The sequence below is a fragment of the Pseudoalteromonas sp. S3431 genome, from assembly GCF_000690035.1.
In the GTDB taxonomy this organism is placed as follows: Bacteria; Pseudomonadota; Gammaproteobacteria; order Enterobacterales; family Alteromonadaceae; genus Pseudoalteromonas; species Pseudoalteromonas fuliginea.
Window position 1 is genome coordinate 1 of sequence record NZ_JJNY01000082.1, and the last position, 17,496, is coordinate 17,496.

Consider the following 17,496-nt stretch of genomic DNA (forward strand, 5'->3'; position numbering starts at 1 on the left):
TAGGCTCTGCCTTGCCTAAATACCAAACAGTCTGCTGCAAATTCACCCACCAAAGATCAACACGCCCTAAAATTTAGATAATAAAAAAGCGCCATTTAGGCGCTTTACTTTGGTTTGTGCTAAATATTAGCTTTTTAAGCTGCAATACCGCTGTGGCGTAGTAACGCGTCAACATTAGGCTCACGACCACGGAACTTTTTAAATAATTCCATTGGCTCTTCACTGCCGCCTTTTTCTAAAATATTTTGCATGAAGGCTTGACCGGTTTGCGGGTTGAAAATACCTTCTTCTTCAAATTTAGAATAAGCATCAGCAGAGAGTACTTCAGCCCATTTATATGAGTAATAACCAGCGCTGTAACCGCCTGCAAAAATGTGGCTAAAGCCATGCTGAAAACGGTTAAACTCAGGTGGATTAACGACCGAGGTACGGCTACGCACATCGTTTAGTACGGCTTGAATTTGACACTCTTCACCCGCTTTATAATCATTGTGGATTTTAAAGTCGAATAACGAAAACTCAATTTGACGTAGCATTTGCATGCCTGAGTTGTAGTTTTTAGCCGCTAGTAGCTTATCAAGTAGCTCTTTAGGTAACGGCTCGCCCGTTTCATAATGGCCTGAAATAAAGCTCAATGCTTCTTCTTCATAACACCAGTTTTCTAAAAACTGACTAGGAAGCTCTACCGCATCCCACGCTACACCATTAATACCCGCAACAGGAGCAGCATCAACTTGTGTAAGCATGTGGTGAATACCATGACCAAACTCGTGGAATAAGGTTGTCACTTCGTCATGAGTAAACAATGCAGGTTTATCGCCAACCGCTTTATTAAAGTTACACACTAAATAAGCCACTGGAGTTTGTAGTTCGCCGTTAGCACGCACTTTACGACCCATACAGTCGTCCATCCACGCCCCACCGCGTTTACGGTCGCGTGCATATAAATCGAGATAAAAACGTCCACGTAAGGTATTGCTGCTATCTACAATTTCAAAAAAGCGTACATCTTTGTGATAAGTATCAAAGTCAGTAACTTCTTTTACGCTAATACCAAATAAACGGTTAACGGTTTCGAATAAGCCACTTAATACTTTATTTGCTGGGAAGTAAGGACGTAATACTTCATCTGAAATAGCGTACTTTTCTTGCTTAAGTTTTTCGCTGTAGTAACCAAAATCCCATGCCTGTAATTCAGAAATACCATGTTTTTGCTCAGCATAGGCTTTTAACTCTGCCACTTCTTGCTCTGCTTGTGGTTTTGATTTAGCCGCTAGGTCTTCTAAAAACGAGAATACTTGCGCCGGTGTTTCGGCCATTTTAGTTGCCAGTGACTTTTCAGCGTAGCTGTTAAATCCTAGTAACTGTGCAAGTTCATGGCGAAGCGCAAGCTCTTCGCTCATAATACCTGAGTTATCAAATTCACCAGCGTTAGGGCCTTGATCTGACGCGCGCGTAGAAAACGCGGTGTAAGTTTCTCTGCGGAGTTCGCGGTTATCTGCATAGGTCATAATTGGTAAATACGACGGAAAATCAAGGGTAAATACCCAACCGTCTAACTCTTTACTTTTTGCAGTATCTGCTGCAAGCGCTAAAGCAGATTCTGGCAAGCCAGCTAAGTCGCTTTCATCAGTAATATGTTTGTGCCAAGCAAGTGTGGCATCCATTACGTTGTTACCAAATTTTGAGGCAAGTTCTGATAAACGCGCGCTAATTTCGCCGTAGCGTTTTTGCTGCTTTGGCGCTAATGCAATACCCGATAATTTGAAATCACGAAGCGCATTAGTAATTGTTTTTTGTTGTGCTGTAGTCAGCGTTTTAAATTCGTCGCTGTTATAAAGCGTATTATACGCGTTGTATAAACCTTGGTGCTGACCTACAAATGTTGAATATTCAGATATTAACGGTAAGCACTGCTCGTAAGCTTCACGTAATTCGTCATTATTCATTACTGAATTTAAATGCGATACAGGGGAGAACATGCGCGATAATTTGTCGTCGGCTTCTTCAAGGGGTAATACTAAGTCATCCCACGTGTACGAACCTTTCGCTAACACGTCATCAATGGCTTTACGACAAAGCTCAATACCGTCTTTTAGTGCTGGTACTACGTACTCAGGCTTTATTTTTGAAAATGGTGGTAAGCCTTCAAGGCCAATTAGTGGGTTGCTCATAAATACTCTCTTTGCGTTAATGCATTACGTTTTAAATTGGGTCTAAAAGTAAAAAAACAACTCAACTGCTTTTAAGTTGTGTAATTTTAATAAGGTTGCTCTAAAGCAAAGCACAAATAACCCATTAATGAATCAGCCACTTTATAACGTTCTAGTACCGTATCAACTAGGTTATTACTGCATATTTGCTTTTGAGTAAGTGGGCTAATGGCTATAAAGTCTTTTCGTTTGAGCTCATCTATTAAGGGATGCTCTTTTTCAAAACCTCTTGGTGGGCGTTTTAGCGACTCTCCTGACATTTCAAATATAGATTTAAATTGCTCATCATAAATTGCTTTTTTATAGCTATTTGGGTTTTCATCTATGCAGGTTCTAATTGCGTTAAGCGCCTTTGATTCTGGTCGCCAAATACCAGCACCTATAAAACATTCGTCATTTGCTAAGTGAAAGTAAAAACCTGGGGCGTGTACGTCTTTTCCCATAAAATGGCGAAATTGAATTCCTACATTAATTTTATATGGGGCTTTATCTTTACTAAAACGCGCGTCTTTATGGATTCTCATTAAACTACCGCCGACTTTTTTATCTGATGCGACAAAATGGCTAGAAACCTCAGCAAGTGGTGCTTGCATTTGCCTAATGAAATCTAAAGCGGGCTCTCTTACGTATTCCTCATACTGTGATTTATGGTCGTTAAACCAGTCTCTATTATTGTTTTGATCAAGCTGAGCAAGAAATTCGAATGTTTTTTTACTAAACATAGGTCACCTAAACACTCTTTATTTTTAAAACTTAATGTTATGCTAATGCGCATAAAACTCAACGCCTAAGGACATAAAATGACACAACACTTTGATTATATTGCAATCGGTGGTGGCAGTGGTGGTATTGCCTCTGCAAATAGAGCGGCAATGCGTGGCGCTAAAGTAGCACTTATAGAAGCAAAACACATGGGCGGCACATGTGTAAACGTGGGTTGCGTACCTAAAAAAGTAATGTGGCACGGTGCTCAGGTTGCTGAAGCAATTAATTTATATGCCCCAGATTACGGCTTTAATGTTGAAGTTAAAGGCTTTGATTGGAGCAAGTTAGTAGAAAGCCGTGAAGCCTACATAGGCCGAATTCATAAAGGTTATGACAGTGGCCTTGCAAGCAATGGCGTTACTGTAATTAAAGGCTTTGCTAAATTTGTAGATAATAAAACAGTTGAAGTAAACGGCGAGCACTACACAGCCGACCATATATTAATTGCAGTAGGTGGTCGCCCAAGCATTCCGCATATTGAAGGCGCTGAGCACGGTATCGATTCAAATGGCTTTTTTGAACTAAAAGAGCAACCTAAGCGCGTTGCCGTTATTGGCGCAGGCTACATAGCCGTCGAACTTGCTGGTGTATTACACGGTTTAGGTACTGAAACACATTTATTTGTTCGTAAACATTCTCCACTTCGTAACTTTGACCCATACATAGTTGAAACACTTGTTGATGTTATGGCTGCTGAAGGCCCAACTCTTCATACAGAATCTGTACCTCATAAATTAGTTAAAGAAAATGATGGCTCTGTAACGCTACATTTAGATAACGGCAAAACTCATAACGTTGACCAAGTAATTTGGGCCATTGGCCGCCAGCCAACAACAGATGCAATTAATGTAGCTGCTGCCGGCGTAGAAGTTAACAGCGATGGTTTTGTTAAAGTTGATGAGTTTCAAAATACCACAGCTAAAAACGTTTATGCTGTTGGTGATATTATCGAAAACGGTATTGAGCTTACGCCTGTAGCAGTTAAAGCAGGGCGAACTTTATCAGAGCGTTTATTTAATAAAGAACTACCTGATGATTTAAAAATGGATTACAGCCTAGTTCCTACTGTTGTATTTAGTCACCCACCAATTGGTACTATTGGCCTTACTGAACAAGAAGCTATTTCTCAGTATGGCGAAGAAAACGTTAAGATTTACCAATCTGGCTTTACGGCTATGTACACAGCGGTAACTAAACATCGCCAGCCTTGTAAAATGAAGCTTGTATGTGCCGGCCCAGACGAAAAAGTAGTTGGCCTACATGGTATTGGTTTTGCGGTTGATGAAATGATTCAAGGTTTTGCCGTTGCCATGAAAATGGGTGCAACTAAAGCTGATTTTGATGCTGTTGTGGCTATTCACCCGACTGGCTCAGAAGAGTTTGTAACCATGAGAGGTTAGTGTAAAAAAGATACACATAAACGTTTTCAATATCTGAAAACGTTAAACTCCCCGCATTAATCACTTTATCAATGAGGGGAGTGATCAACTAACTTTAGACAGTAAATTAATTTTCCCATCCGTAGCAGTAAGGCGAGCCGCCTATTGTGACTATGTAGCCCTCCAAGCTTTAATCTATACAGTAACAACCTATATCTTTCTCTATTTCTGAGTTATTTCGATAAACGGCTGTAGGTAACCATTCTACTTTTAAACTTCTTGATAAACGCCCTACCCTTATTATCGCCTTACGGTCTTATGTTTTGTTGAATTGGATAACAGTATGGGAACTTACTGCCAGCTTTGTTACTTCTTTCGGTTACGCTTGTTTCTACCTCCTATCAAAGCTTCTTTTATAACCATAATTAGTGCCATCACTACCGGCGATATCATTCCTACCACGGCAGTAAACGCTTGAAGCTCAAGAAAATATCCAGCAAGGCAAGTTACTAAGACTAACACTACCGTAGTGGGCATCGCCCATCGTCCTATTAACATAATGACAATATCTTGAGGCATAGTACGATTGGTAGATTGATCTATATTTGTTTGCTCAAGCTCGGGGTTAGATTTGGTTTTTGCATCGCAGTCCGATGAACTCTCAAAATTTTTTTTCATCAAAATTACTCCTCTGATTGATAAATTTTTTGGGGAAGGAGGGGGAGGCAAAAGCCTCCTTAGTCAGTCGCTGCAATAGTCGTCTATTAACAGGAGAAGGAAGGAGAGTATGGAAGAGGGTTATGTCTTTAAATAGGGCTACTTAATGAAGCCAAACTTGAGGACTAAAAAAGTGTTGTTCCGGTGAATATTCGAGTTGAGAATATAGGTGTGTTTGATTGGCATAAATATCAAAATAAAGAGTATATAAACGAAGCCATATAGTGAGCCTAGGCTGATCAGTTTGATTAATTTGTTGCAGCGTGTACGAACACATTACGCCACTAATAGGGAGTGAAAAACACTGCTGAAATTGCACTAATAATTCGTCAACATAGCCTTTAACTGATGCTTTAAATAATAAATTAGCAATACTTTGTTGCTGGATATTTTCTCCCTGCAACTGCAGCCATATTTCTTCACAGTAATGATGTTTAAATAGTTGGTATAGCTCAGATGAGGAGAAGCCAATGTCCTTCATGGTTTGCCAGCAGGTGAGATCCTCAATATTGACACTATAAATGTTTGCTGCTTCACGCTTTAAAGCAAAGACTTTTTCAAATGCCTGCACATAATTTGCCATTATCATTTCCTTTGTTAGAACTTCTAGGAATAACGTGCGGGCATTAGAAATGTGAATTAAATTCGACTCAAACTAGTCCTTTTTTCAATAAAAATAAGTGAAATAAAATCATCAAGGATTGATGCTAGCTCTGAATGATTCCTTAAATGCCCGTGCCACAAAGTCTTAGACTCGCCATTCGCTAGAAAATGACTGTATCCTTCATCGTCAAAATATAAGTGTTGTATCTGACTATTTAACTGTGCTGTTTTATAACGACAAGCAATATGATTGCTGCCTGGTTGTGTGAAAAATACCATTTGACTATCACCGGAGGCTATTGTGTCGTCACTTTGTAAATTACCATTAAATTTAAATGTGACTTCATAAATAAAATCAACAACAGTGTTGCCACTCTCTAACTGAGCTGTTTTCGTCATAACTTCACTCGCGTAACCATGACTGGCCAACTCTATTTTTATATCACTTAACTGCGCTAACACTGTGTGTGAAAACAGCTCGTCAAAGTAACGTTTGCGATCGTATTCGCTAAGTAGGCGAGTGCTATCGGCTTTCGCTTTAGCAGCGTCATAAAGTGTTGATTTATGCTGATGTGTAAGAATCAACTCATGCGTGTTGGTTTCGCTATAGGTATGCATAAAAATCCTCTGTAACTTGTTTGTTAAAAACCATACTTCCATTCAATATGAAGTAACGCTTGACCTAACCAAGGCAATGTCACCATGCCAAGCCCCCAAGGCAACTTTGACATTAGAACGTCTTGCGGCATAGTCACTACGCGAATATGACAACCTGATTCTGTTTGCTCAACCGTCCCCTCTCGTGTAATAAACATCTTAGAAAACTCAATCGTTGGCATTCTTTTTAACACTTCCCAACGATTCACAAGCGCATGTAACATATGATCAATTGCCATAATTGTCTGTTCATTCAACTCAATGGGTTCCTCTATTTGGGTATCTAATGGCAGTCCCAGCAACGCATTAACGGTTAAACTAACTTCAATAAGTGGATCAATATTAGCGATATAACAAAGCACGGCATGCGCCTGCATTTGCGTGTCATCGTTTTTAAACTCCCCTTCATCCATCAGCTCAAGCCTGGTAAACAAAGTAGGTAAAAAAGGCCATAGAATAACCAAACCCACATCAAATGTGACAGGCTCATTTTGCTGTTCATTCATTTGTTGTAATTGCGCTAGCTGCGTTTTAACTTGTGAAATAGCACTTTGAACAACCCCTTTTTCGCCCTCTGAAGACGTGGTTCTGGCAAGCTTTGTTAAAAGTCTTTTACTTTGTTTAATTGCCTGTTTGAGATCAGAATTTTGCAGTGTTGATTGAACATCAGCTCGTTTTTCTATATGAGCTAATAAGTTTTGCGTTTCATCAACGCGTTCAACCGCCATTAATGCGTTAAGTAGCGTTTCTGAGGGGGTTACTACTTGGTTTTTCTCTCCTTGAGGCAAAGTTACGAGCGTCTGTGCTATCAATGCTTCTTTTGCGTCATGTTTAACTAATATTGATGAATGAGTACCTATGGTTTCCTCTGGATATGAACTCACTTTATTAAGCTTATTATTCTGTGCTGATAACGCTGAACCATGGTGTACTTCATCGTCTTTAATTGTCTCTATATCCAGCTCGACATGTGAGCTTTGAGTTTGTTTTATACCCCCCTTACTTTGACGTGTATTATTATTTTCAAACGCTATTTTTTGCATATTGAGCTTAGGTACTTGCGCTGAGTTTTTATCGAGTGTCACTTGTGTTTTATCGACATTAACTTGATGTTCATCGCTATACTCAAACGTTTCTGAAGGTTTATGACTTATGTTCATATCGCTACTCATGTTTAACAATACGCTGTCATTGTTATCTTCATGCGTAAGTACATCTGGTAGAAAATTATTACGTAGTTTGTCATCGTCTTTAGTGGCATTTAAGGTAGCTTTAGTGAAAGACACTTGCTCGTCTTCAACCAAGGTTGATACCGCTCCATGTGTAATATGCGTATCAACTTTATGCTTTTGTAAATTACATTGCACCGCTAGAGGTTTTTCATCCACCTCATATTCTTGGGTTATGTTATGAGTAACGCTGTCAGCTCGTCGCTCATTTTTTTGTGGCTGAAAAACCGTAACTTGTTCATCATTGAAATTTGCTATGCGTGATGTATAAAGTTCCTCAATATTAAAAGGCTGCAGCCATACACTATTCATTTCTGTTAGATGTTTTGTTGCATGACTAATCAAAGGTGTGAACCAAGCATCCAAACCAACCTCGGCACGCGCTATGAGCGGTAACTTTTGAAGTAGCTCTTTTTCAATCAAACCTAACGACTGAACGTGCTGTGTAATTATTTTTTGCAGCTGCTTGCACTGCTCATCTTGCTTTATTTCACCAAAAAGTAATGAACTTAGTTCATTAGCAAGCCATACTTGCTGATTTAAAACAAAACGATAAACACGCTGTAATGATGGCTGATAGCAAAACTGTAATTTATACCCAAATTTAGCCATGTGGGTGACTCTAGCGTAACATTGCCAAGTAATAGAGCCACGGTTATTCATTGCAGTTTGCCCAGATGTTAAAGCATGTTGTTGCTCAAAACTTTGAACCATGTTTACTAAATTGCGGTTAAGTTTTTGATAAAGTTTATCTAAACACTCATGCATAGCTTTTTCACTCTGCGCACCATCAAATAACAATCCGGTTAAGTTAGCTTGAGTAGTTGATTCATCTGAAAGAGCGCGTTGACACTCTACCTGTAACTTTTCAACGATCCGATTAAATGCATGACCACTTTCTGTACTGTGTAATTGCAACCATAAGTTCGAGTTTTTTTGAATAGGTAAGCTTTTCAATAGTTCAATAACACAAGGTAGTACTATGTGATCATAGGCATCTAGGGACATCGTTTGTTGATACTGCACCAACCAAATTTTAATCTGTTTGAGCACAGTCGATAGTTCATTATGGTTAACTTGTATAGCGAACTCATCTAATTGCTTCTTCGTCGCTATTTGCTGATATTGCTTACTCCATCTATTTACGTCATCAAACCAGCATTGTATTTCTTGTTCAGGTATACGCTTTTTTACTTGCCATTTAATCGGTCTCTCTAAGAGTAGAGCTGGCACATCAGGCAACCGACTCAACAAGCTATAGAGCCTCAACACTCCCAATTTTTGGTTATTTACGTGGCAACTAAATAGTCCTTCAGAACCTAGCTTGTCTGTTAGTTTTACTATTTTATCTACTGTATGCTGCGGTGTTTCTCTCTTTCGAAAAGTATCGCCGACCGCTTGAGTTATTTGGGTTAATTTGGAAGCTAAAGTTACGCTTAGTCGTGTTTGATTGGCGCGAATAACCTGCAGTGCGAACCAAGCTTTTAGCCTTTGCTTTGGTAAAGCATGTGAATCAGCAAGGATCTGTAATAATGTTAATACCTGTTTTAAAGTTTGTTGTTGCTTTACCCCTAAAGCATTGACTTTTTTGGCTATATTTAGTTTCCTACTGTCATTGTTAACCAACTCTGTGTGCTCAACCAGCTCAATTGCTAGATCACTTTGCTTCGCAGCACTAGTCACAATACGCTGTAAATCACTCAGTAATTTTTTATTACACTGCGCTTTATTTAATACACACCACATGCTGAGCATTTGCCTATATTTAGGTGTATTAAGTACAGCAGTAGTTTGTAGTAATAATCGCTCGCTAAAAGCGCTATGGGCAACAAATAATTCATGTAGTGAGAGCAACAAAATGCACTGTTGTTCGCGTTCAGTATGCTCAGTGATACTCGTCGTAAATTCTAATAAGCGAATAAAACGATCACATTGCGCCATACTTAAGCAAGCCAACAATTTGCTAACTCTTTGCTGTTCTTGCGCATTATAAAGTGGCGCCACCAGCAACAGGAGTACCGTTTTATCTTGTTTGAATAACTGTACAAACCTTTGCCTAAGTTGCGGCCAATTTGGCTCTGCTTGGAGTTGTTGAAGCGGGTTAGAGATGGTTTTAATTGCTTCACTAATTTGCCTTTTTAACTCAAGTCTAAGCGTCGTCTTGGCCATTATTCCCTGTGGATTTTGTTTACTTAATTTTGTAAGTAAACTAAGTAAAACCCTATTAAGACGAGTTGCACCTTGGCTATTTATCACCGCGAACTGAGCAGAGTTCTGTTTACGGTATTGTTTTAATGGCCTTGCTATGCTGTCGCTCAGCAGCGGATAAACATAATGTTTAAACGCTGCAAATGGGTCTAGCATTACAAATTGCCAATCAATTTCAGCCAAATCAATAACCAAATCGGGTAACTTAATCGTATCAAGCTGTAAGTCTGATTCATCTAATTCAGGCCAGTCCATTTGTGATAGACCTTGCATGATCCACTCTGAAAATTGACTTTGAACATCATCCAAGGTTATGTCTGATGCACGCAAAGCTGATTGAGGGGCCTGTATATCAGCCCTAAACTGTTTGATGGTTAGTTTCATAATTAAAAGTGATCATTGCGCCAAGGTTGAGTACCACACATCACTGGGCCATCTAAATATAATGCATGCCACCAGTAATCTTGATGTGTATGGTCATCGTGACTAATGTCTCCTCCTGCACTATAAATATGATGCCCAACACTCGCCTCCGCACGGTTACTTCGCCAATAACCCTGTGCCATCAGGTTTTGACATTTATATGCGCCACCACCGTATAGCACCGCGGTGTTAGCACGTGCAACTACTTGACAATCATCGCAATACGCAACACCTGCGCCATATTCAGAGTGACATGACGACACATCTAAAGTTGACTCTCGCACACCATACACACCGCCACCTTGGCGTGTTGCTGAACAGTGTTTAATATTGCTAGCTTCGACACCACTGACGTCAGCTTCACCGTAAATAGCCCCACCATCACCATTAACATGGTGATTTTCGATGACACAATTAAGTTTTGTGCTTTGCACATAACGTAAATGAAATGCGCCTCCATTACCTTCATACAAGCCACCATTAAGTAATGAACCATCGAAGGTAAAACCACGCATTTCAACACTTTTGATCAGCGCGTCACTTTGACCATGAATTAAAAAGCGACACCCTGCATGTTCTTTTACAATGCGCGTTTCTCGTTCATTAAAACCTATAATACTAACGTTTGAACCTATGCGTACTTGTTGTTTCAATTTGTAAACTCGGTTCATTTGTGGATGACTGGTGTGTGGCAGTAGTAAAAGAGTCACATTGCAGAGCAACTCTCGGCTCATCACTTCATCAAACTCTTGCTGATTTTGTATCAACAGTACTTTGTTACTTTTAGCCCACGACCAACAATGTGCATCTATATACGCTTTTACGGCAGCCTGTGTTGCCAGAGCTTCATCTGAAGCCATATCACCACCAAGATCAACATCAGCTGATATACAGTCAATCATTTGGGTTTCACCCAATTGGAGTGTTGATGAATTAAGTGACCCATTAACAGTGCAATCACTTTGTATGATGGCACCATCAGCAAAGCTTAAGCTATTATCCACCAGCAATGCATTGCGAACACGTACATCCCCTTCAATATCTAATTTATAGCTTGGTGCTTGCGTGCCGATACCAACATTACCTTCTGATGTTATGTGTAGGGCATCGTGGCCATTAGCTTGAATCATTAATGGAGCTGCATCTTTGCCCGACTCAACATTGATAAGATGCTCACCCTCAGTGCCAAATACCGACATAGAGGGCCCCGTTATACGGCTTCCCATTTGCAAAGTACTAAGTAAATTAACTTGACCATGCACTGTTACTGCATTATTGAACGTGGCTGCTGGTGTAACAGACACCTGTGAACCAACCTCTAATCCTTCAATGTTTATGCCGCCTTGGAACGTTGCTTGCTTAGCAACTGTAAGGGTATCTCGCAATGACGTGTGATTTTGGACCGAAAGCTCATCATTGAGCCTTACCGAACCTTGGAATGTACTTTCACTTTTCACTTCAACATGGCGATTAAATGTTGAGATACCATCCACTAACAACGTATCTTTGAGATGAACATCATCACTAACAGTTAAGTCCGATCGCAGCTCAACATCGCCAAATATTTTTGCTCCATCCAAGCACTCTAATCGACCAGAGCCGTGCAACGTTCCTTTAAGCTCAACATCACCTCTAAATACTGCATTGCCGTTAACATCCAATGCTTGTGTTGGTGAGTCGGTTTGTACACCAAGCTTACCGTCTTCAATCACAACGGGTTTTGCACCTTGATGGTAAACAGCAAAAGCTTTTGCAAAATGATTTTGGTCAATAGCCACTTGTGCTATACCCGCAGGCATACCTGCTGATTCGTCATCAATAACGCTACTAAAAGGTAAACCAAAGCGCGCTTCTCCTGCGAGTTCGCTATTACCGTACACATTAATGTTACTTCTAAAGCTAGCATACTCATCAACATGTAAACTTTCATCGACCTCTAAGCGCCCTTTGATCCCAACGTCTTTTCTAAACTGACTATCTTCAGCAACATCGAGCGCATAATCGGGTCGCTCAACACCCACACCTAATCGACCGTCGTTAAATACTAAACCCGCCTGGCCTCCCTGCCTTTCAATATAAAGCCCTTGCTTTCCTTGCTCTTGAATATGTAACCGTGCGTTTGCCGGTTTATCTGATAGATTTAAGTCACCCTCTATCTCTACATCAGTATCAAATTGCGCTCCGCCTTCAACAAGTAACGCATTACCGCTTTCAGTGGGCGATATTTTCATACCATCCATAACACTCACATGGCCATTCACTGTAAGTGTATTATCGACGGTCGTTGGACCATTAGCATTGAAGTTATCAGAAAAGGTCACATCACCATCTGTTACCGTTAAGCCATTATGAAAATCAACGGCATCTGTCACAGATAAAGTGCCAGCTAGGTGGCTAGAACCTTGCACAGCTAAGGCATCTTTTTGTTGCTGCGCGCTATTATTCGTTACGCTAAGTGATAAACCATCATCAACTTGAGCCGTGCCATTAACACACAGCTTGTTTTTTAGTTTAGTGTCGCCTTGAACTTCAAGCGCAACCTCTTCACCTGAGTTCGCCTCCCCCATGATCTGCACTTGACCAGTCACACAAGCTTGGCCAGTTAGTGCAAAATTCACATCAGATACTGGTAATGGCTGGTTAATAGCAAGTTGACCGGCAGCCATATAAGTTGCAAAACCTTCAGTGGCATGTTCCACTTTTATTGCCGCTTGTTCACTCAATTGGGTGATATGCACTTGCGAGTTGGCAGTTCTTAATAATGGATTACCAGCAACACCCACCGTTAATTGACCATGAACCTCTGTATTACCAAAAATACCAGCACCGCCATGCACACTAAGTTGTGTGGAAAAATTACTGTTCCCCACAACCACATTCATATCGTTGACGCTAAAAATGGCTTCGTCATTATTGTTCAATACATTAATATCACTGGCAAAATCTACAGAGTGCGCAAACAGCGCATCAGCTCCTACGTGCAAGGACTTCATTGGGTTAGATTCAAAAAGACCTAATTTATCCATCTTACTGGTGATAATAGGCGTCACTGCTTGGCCGTTAAAATGACTGATCTCAACGCCTGAAGGGTTACTTGGACTACTCAATACAGCAAGCTTTGCGTCGCACTCCCAGTTTAGTTGATCATTGTTTGAAGCAATATTAAGCTGATTATAAATCTGCGCTTGTTCAATATCAGCGTGAGTGTTCACCGTTAAACTATCAGTCGTTGTACTGCCAGCAATTAACTGGCCATTTATTGTTGCTGTATCACTATCAAGGTGCTGATTTACTGTTACGCTTTCGCCAGTGACATGTCCCTCAACGCTTAAAGCATCTTTGATTTTAGTTGCTTGGTACACCGTAATTTTTGATTCATCTAGCAATGGGGCATCTGTGACTTTGACAAACTGTGCTGCGTTCGTCGCTATATTTAATAATGACTCTCCGGTGTTACCATTCACATCTAACTTAGCCGTAGCGTTAACTTTGCCCAATGCAAGCTTACCTGATACCGCTAAGCTTCCAGCGTCAATCGGTAATTCATTCACACCCACTGACATTGATTCAGAGACACTAACATTACCTTCAAAGTGACTTTTATCTAGCCCGTTAAGCTTCACATAATGCGCATTTCGTATATCACCAAAAAGCGCATCACTGGCCACATGAAAATCGGCAGCAACATCCGTCGTGCCCACACCAACCTTACCTTCAGAATTAATAAAAAATGGCGTGGTATCGTTGTTATAGTCATCTACTCGCAGCAAGGCATCCATATCACTACTACGTTTTGATATGTGCAGTTTAGCTTGCGTACTTTGCGCATCAATCCCCACACCTAATGTGTCACTTACTTCTAGATGCCTGGTAAATATCGCATTTTCACCTTCAAGCTTGTCGCTAAGTATTGTTTTACCTGTAACCACTAATGTATTGGCACTGGCATTTGCAAGTGTCGATGATACTGACACCACCAAATCTGACGCATCAATTGTATCCGTCACATTAAGTGATTGAGCTGTAACAGATTTTGTGATCTTTGCATCACCAGATATCGTGACTTTAGGTGCTGTATTTTCATCAAGCTCGGCACGTAAGATTTCTGTACTGGCATTGTTAACCAGCAATGCATCAGTATTAAGTTGAACCGTATTCACCTGAGCAGTCGCATTGAGCATACTTGCTTGTACAGTGCCCGAAACTTGCAGCTTTTTATCGTCTTTTGAAAGCGACAATACACCGTCAAACATTTCCATGCTGTCACTATCGAGATTTAGCGTTTGCGTCTCACCTTGTGTCATGCTCAATTCGTTAGCACTTAATTTCAACTTTTCATTGGTTTGTGTATCAGATGTGATAGTCAGAGGTGCAGACACTTCTAATTCACTTTTATCATCTACTTTAACCACTTGAATAGGATCATCTACTTGATTGAAACTAGAGCGGATCAACGCCTCAAAATCATTGCCTGAGGGCGTTTTTAGATCATCAAACTTCTCAATAAGTGAATCGCGGTTTTCCTTTTCAATTACTGTTGTTGCATGCGCAGGTAACGTCGCATTTTGATCATTAAGTGTAGTCATTATGTGTTCCTTAATTAAATTCGATTTGGCGTGCTGTTAGCAACGATAAATTGGTACTTCTCTGGCGAAATTGGATTAATAGCAGAAATAGACACAGGAAAAAGTGGCTTTAAATAAGCCAAAGGCGTATAGCTAATGGCGAGCCGCTGCTGACGGGATGCATGCTCTTGTAGACTAGGGCGACAGATTTCATCAATGTGATGCTGTGCTGTTAGATAAAAAATAGTATCGGCATCAAATCCATCGGGAAAGTTCGCATCGTGGCTTAGGATATTCTCATTAACAGAATCATGTATTTGATCAGCGTTTTGCCCTGTGATAATAAAATCAGTATTTGAATGTTCACTATCGTAGGTATTGAGTAGCTCCACTATGGTGGCTTTTATTGCATTCCAATTACCATGCTGCAGTGCTTGATACGTGAGTATTAAATCTGCAAGCAGCCAATGTGTGTGGCCTTTGTCATCAGTACTTTTGGGTTCAATTAAAAAAGAACTTAGTAGCTGGCTAAGTTGCTCTGTAATATTTAGCAGAGTGTCATTTTGCTCACTAAAACGAGTACGTTGAGTTTGCGCAAAATAATTCAACCAACCATAATATAAGCGTTCAAATAAACTCATCGTTTCTCTGTCTAGCCATAGACATTGCACAGGCATATGCAACGGCGTGTATTCACGGATCGTACGTTGTACAAAATCCTGAAATTCTGCTGTGGCAAAACGAGTTGTCCAATCAGGTAAAATGACATGTAAAGTATCGCTCAGTGCTGGCGTTGTAAGTAAACTCCCTTCAACCAAGTAAAAGCTTTCTCGGTTATGGGTGGCCAATGGCATTTGACCAGGGTGCGACATGCCAAGGCGGCGCATAATACCCTTAGCCATAGAACTGCAATGCTGATACTGTAAAGTTTTAGAAAGATAATCAAAACCACGACAACGATTCTGCCCTAAATCACCAATCTCACTTAGCAAGCGGCATTTATCTATGTACTGACGCAACAATACCAAACGCTCAAGCAATGATTCATCAGGGTTAGGATCTCGTTCATCTTTTAAGCTTGGTGCATAAAGCGCAAATACCGCTTTGTATTTTAATAAATTACTATCAACAGGACGTTCAGCAAATCGCGCTAGTAAATGGTCTACGCTTTGATTTAATCGTGTCAATTGTGCAATAGAAAAGTCACTCTCAAGGCTGTGTTGCATGCCCCGCTGCCTGTAATTAAGCGATTGAGTATCTAACAAATGCTCAATTCCACTTATTTCTTCTAGCGCCTGACTTAATTGCGAATGCGGTAAAGTGCAAGCATGCTGCCAAAATACGTCGACCTGTTGAGCATTTAACGACTCACTAGCCAACATACAATCGAGTAACTTACCCAAACTTTCAAATGATTGCGGCTTTGGAAGCGAGAGAATATCGGGTAAAACATCAAGTTGTTTATGCTGATCTGCCAGTATTTGATCAAACAGATGTAAATACCCTTTAAACTGTAGTAATCGAGCCTTTTCAGTACTATCAATAGCTTCATTTAAGGTGTGCTCTGCAACAGCATACACTTGTGGAAGTTCATTCTGTAATGAACGATAGTCACTTAATCCTAAATGCCCTGCTTGCTCAAATTTAGGTAACATGACTGACTGAGTAACTTGAGGAGCTTGATTAAGCACCTGCAAACCTTGGCGTATCAGGGTTTTTTCTTGTTCGGTTAGCTGATATGACTGACCATCAATCAGTAAATTTAAGCCATTAAAAAAATTATCTTCATCAAAGCCTAATTGCGCAATGTTAACGATTTTCTCGTTATCATCGCTACCAAATTGAATTTGCCAAAACTCATAACCATCTTGAGCATTGTAGTTCCCATCCGCATTATTCTGATCGGCTAAAAACCGAAACGCGTTAACGCGCTCTATGTTTTCATACCCATGTAATACACTTAAAATGTCTGAGCTAAACAAGCGCACGCTATAAGATGACTTATGTAAGTCTTCATCTAGTACAAAGCCATGATGTAATTTGGGTCCTTGATAGATTTGCCCAGTACTCATGCCAAGTTGTAATAACTGCTGCGCAGAATACTTAGGGATATCAGGGGAGATCTCCCGACCGATTAACGTATACAAATCCGTTAATAAAGCCACTAAATTATCAACATGTTGTAATGACAAGGTCATGCCTATTGTCACTTTACTGACGTCATAAAATGTAATATCACCTAGTCTATGGTTCACGCATCGAGCTTGGCTAAATACACGACTAATCAGCTGTGTTACATTTGTTTTTTTGTCGTCATTAGTTGAGTACAACAGCACATTAAAATCTAAAACAGTGGCATTTGAGTCTTCGGTTTGACGCGATATAACATGTACATTTTTAACTTCTAGTAAATCTAAAATAAGGCGTCGATAGTCATCTTCTGTCACGCAGTGACTAAATAACACTTGCTCGGGCTCGTAAAATTTAACACTCCCCCCACTATGTGGTTGCGCTAATAGCTCCGGAATTGGATAGTCCAACTTATAACTGAGATCAGACAGCACATACACCAACACTTCTAGTACCGTTACACCAGGATCAAAACGGTTGTGATCGGTCCAGGTATTGGGCGCGAATTGTTGTATTCTAGCTATGCCTTGCTGACGCAGTGCCTCTAAATCTTGCCCCGTATTTCTGGGCGCAATATTTAAGATCTGCAGAACTTGATTGTCCATAA

9 protein-coding genes are annotated in these 17,496 nt (G+C 40.3%); 1 reads left to right on the forward strand and 8 read right to left on the reverse strand.

What is annotated here, in order from left to right; translation table 11 throughout:
• Positions 1–134: 134 nt before the first annotated feature.
• Positions 135–2,174 (reverse strand): oligopeptidase A, encoded by a 2,040-nt coding sequence (gene prlC, locus DO88_RS03120; protein ID WP_033040663.1) that lies wholly within the window; start codon positions 2,172–2,174, stop codon positions 135–137.
• 86 nt (positions 2,175–2,260) lie between these two features.
• Positions 2,261–2,935 carry a DUF2461 domain-containing protein gene (locus DO88_RS03115; RefSeq protein WP_033040665.1) on the reverse strand — a complete coding sequence of 225 codons (675 nt, stop codon included), beginning with the start codon at positions 2,933–2,935 and terminating at the stop codon, positions 2,261–2,263.
• A 78-nt stretch (positions 2,936–3,013) separates the two neighbouring features.
• Here DO88_RS03115 and gorA point away from each other — a divergent pair, with 78 nt between their 5' ends.
• Positions 3,014–4,378: a glutathione-disulfide reductase gene (gene gorA / locus DO88_RS03110; RefSeq protein WP_007377687.1), complete on the forward strand. Its 1,365-nt coding sequence runs from the start codon at positions 3,014–3,016 to the stop codon at positions 4,376–4,378.
• Positions 4,379–4,723: 345 nt separating this feature from the next.
• Here gorA and DO88_RS03105 read toward each other — a convergent pair whose 3' ends face one another.
• From DO88_RS03105 to DO88_RS03080, 6 genes are all read right to left on the reverse strand, one after another.
• Positions 4,724–5,035, reverse strand: a complete 312-nt coding sequence (locus DO88_RS03105; RefSeq protein ID WP_033015760.1) for a hypothetical protein — start codon at positions 5,033–5,035, stop codon at positions 4,724–4,726.
• 142 nt (positions 5,036–5,177) lie between these two features.
• Entirely contained in the window at positions 5,178–5,657 is a 480-nt protein-coding gene (locus DO88_RS03100; protein WP_007377688.1) for a hypothetical protein, read from the reverse strand.
• Between the two features lie 56 nt (positions 5,658–5,713).
• Positions 5,714–6,295 (reverse strand): hypothetical protein, encoded by a 582-nt coding sequence (locus DO88_RS03095; RefSeq protein ID WP_033040674.1) that lies wholly within the window; start codon positions 6,293–6,295, stop codon positions 5,714–5,716.
• 23 nt (positions 6,296–6,318) lie between these two features.
• The gene (locus tag DO88_RS03090) at positions 6,319–10,155 is read right to left on the reverse strand and encodes a contractile injection system tape measure protein (protein WP_232224827.1); all 3,837 of its coding nucleotides are present in this window, start codon (positions 10,153–10,155) and stop codon (positions 6,319–6,321) included.
• Between the two features lie 2 nt (positions 10,156–10,157).
• Positions 10,158–14,780: a hypothetical protein gene (locus tag DO88_RS03085; protein ID WP_033040667.1), complete on the reverse strand. Its 4,623-nt coding sequence runs from the start codon at positions 14,778–14,780 to the stop codon at positions 10,158–10,160.
• A gap of 14 nt (positions 14,781–14,794) precedes the next feature.
• Positions 14,795–17,494 (reverse strand): hypothetical protein, encoded by a 2,700-nt coding sequence (locus DO88_RS03080; protein ID WP_033028854.1) that lies wholly within the window; start codon positions 17,492–17,494, stop codon positions 14,795–14,797.
• Positions 17,495–17,496 lie beyond the last annotated feature (2 nt).

Coding starts and splice junctions, on each gene's coding strand:
- DO88_RS03095 (WP_033040674.1), bottom strand. CDS start 6,295: ATGCATACCTATAGCGAAACCAACACGCATGAGTTGATTCTTACACAT.
- DO88_RS03105 (WP_033015760.1), bottom strand. CDS start 5,035: ATGAAAAAAAATTTTGAGAGTTCATCGGACTGCGATGCAAAAACCAAA.
- DO88_RS03100 (WP_007377688.1), bottom strand. CDS start 5,657: ATGGCAAATTATGTGCAGGCATTTGAAAAAGTCTTTGCTTTAAAGCGT.
- DO88_RS03090 (WP_232224827.1), bottom strand. CDS start 10,155: ATGAAACTAACCATCAAACAGTTTAGGGCTGATATACAGGCCCCTCAA.
- DO88_RS03115 (WP_033040665.1), bottom strand. CDS start 2,935: ATGTTTAGTAAAAAAACATTCGAATTTCTTGCTCAGCTTGATCAAAAC.
- DO88_RS03080 (WP_033028854.1), bottom strand. CDS start 17,494: ATGGACAATCAAGTTCTGCAGATCTTAAATATTGCGCCCAGAAATACG.
- DO88_RS03085 (WP_033040667.1), bottom strand. CDS start 14,780: ATGACTACACTTAATGATCAAAATGCGACGTTACCTGCGCATGCAACA.
- prlC (WP_033040663.1), bottom strand. CDS start 2,174: ATGAGCAACCCACTAATTGGCCTTGAAGGCTTACCACCATTTTCAAAA.
- gorA (WP_007377687.1), top strand. CDS start 3,014: ATGACACAACACTTTGATTATATTGCAATCGGTGGTGGCAGTGGTGGT.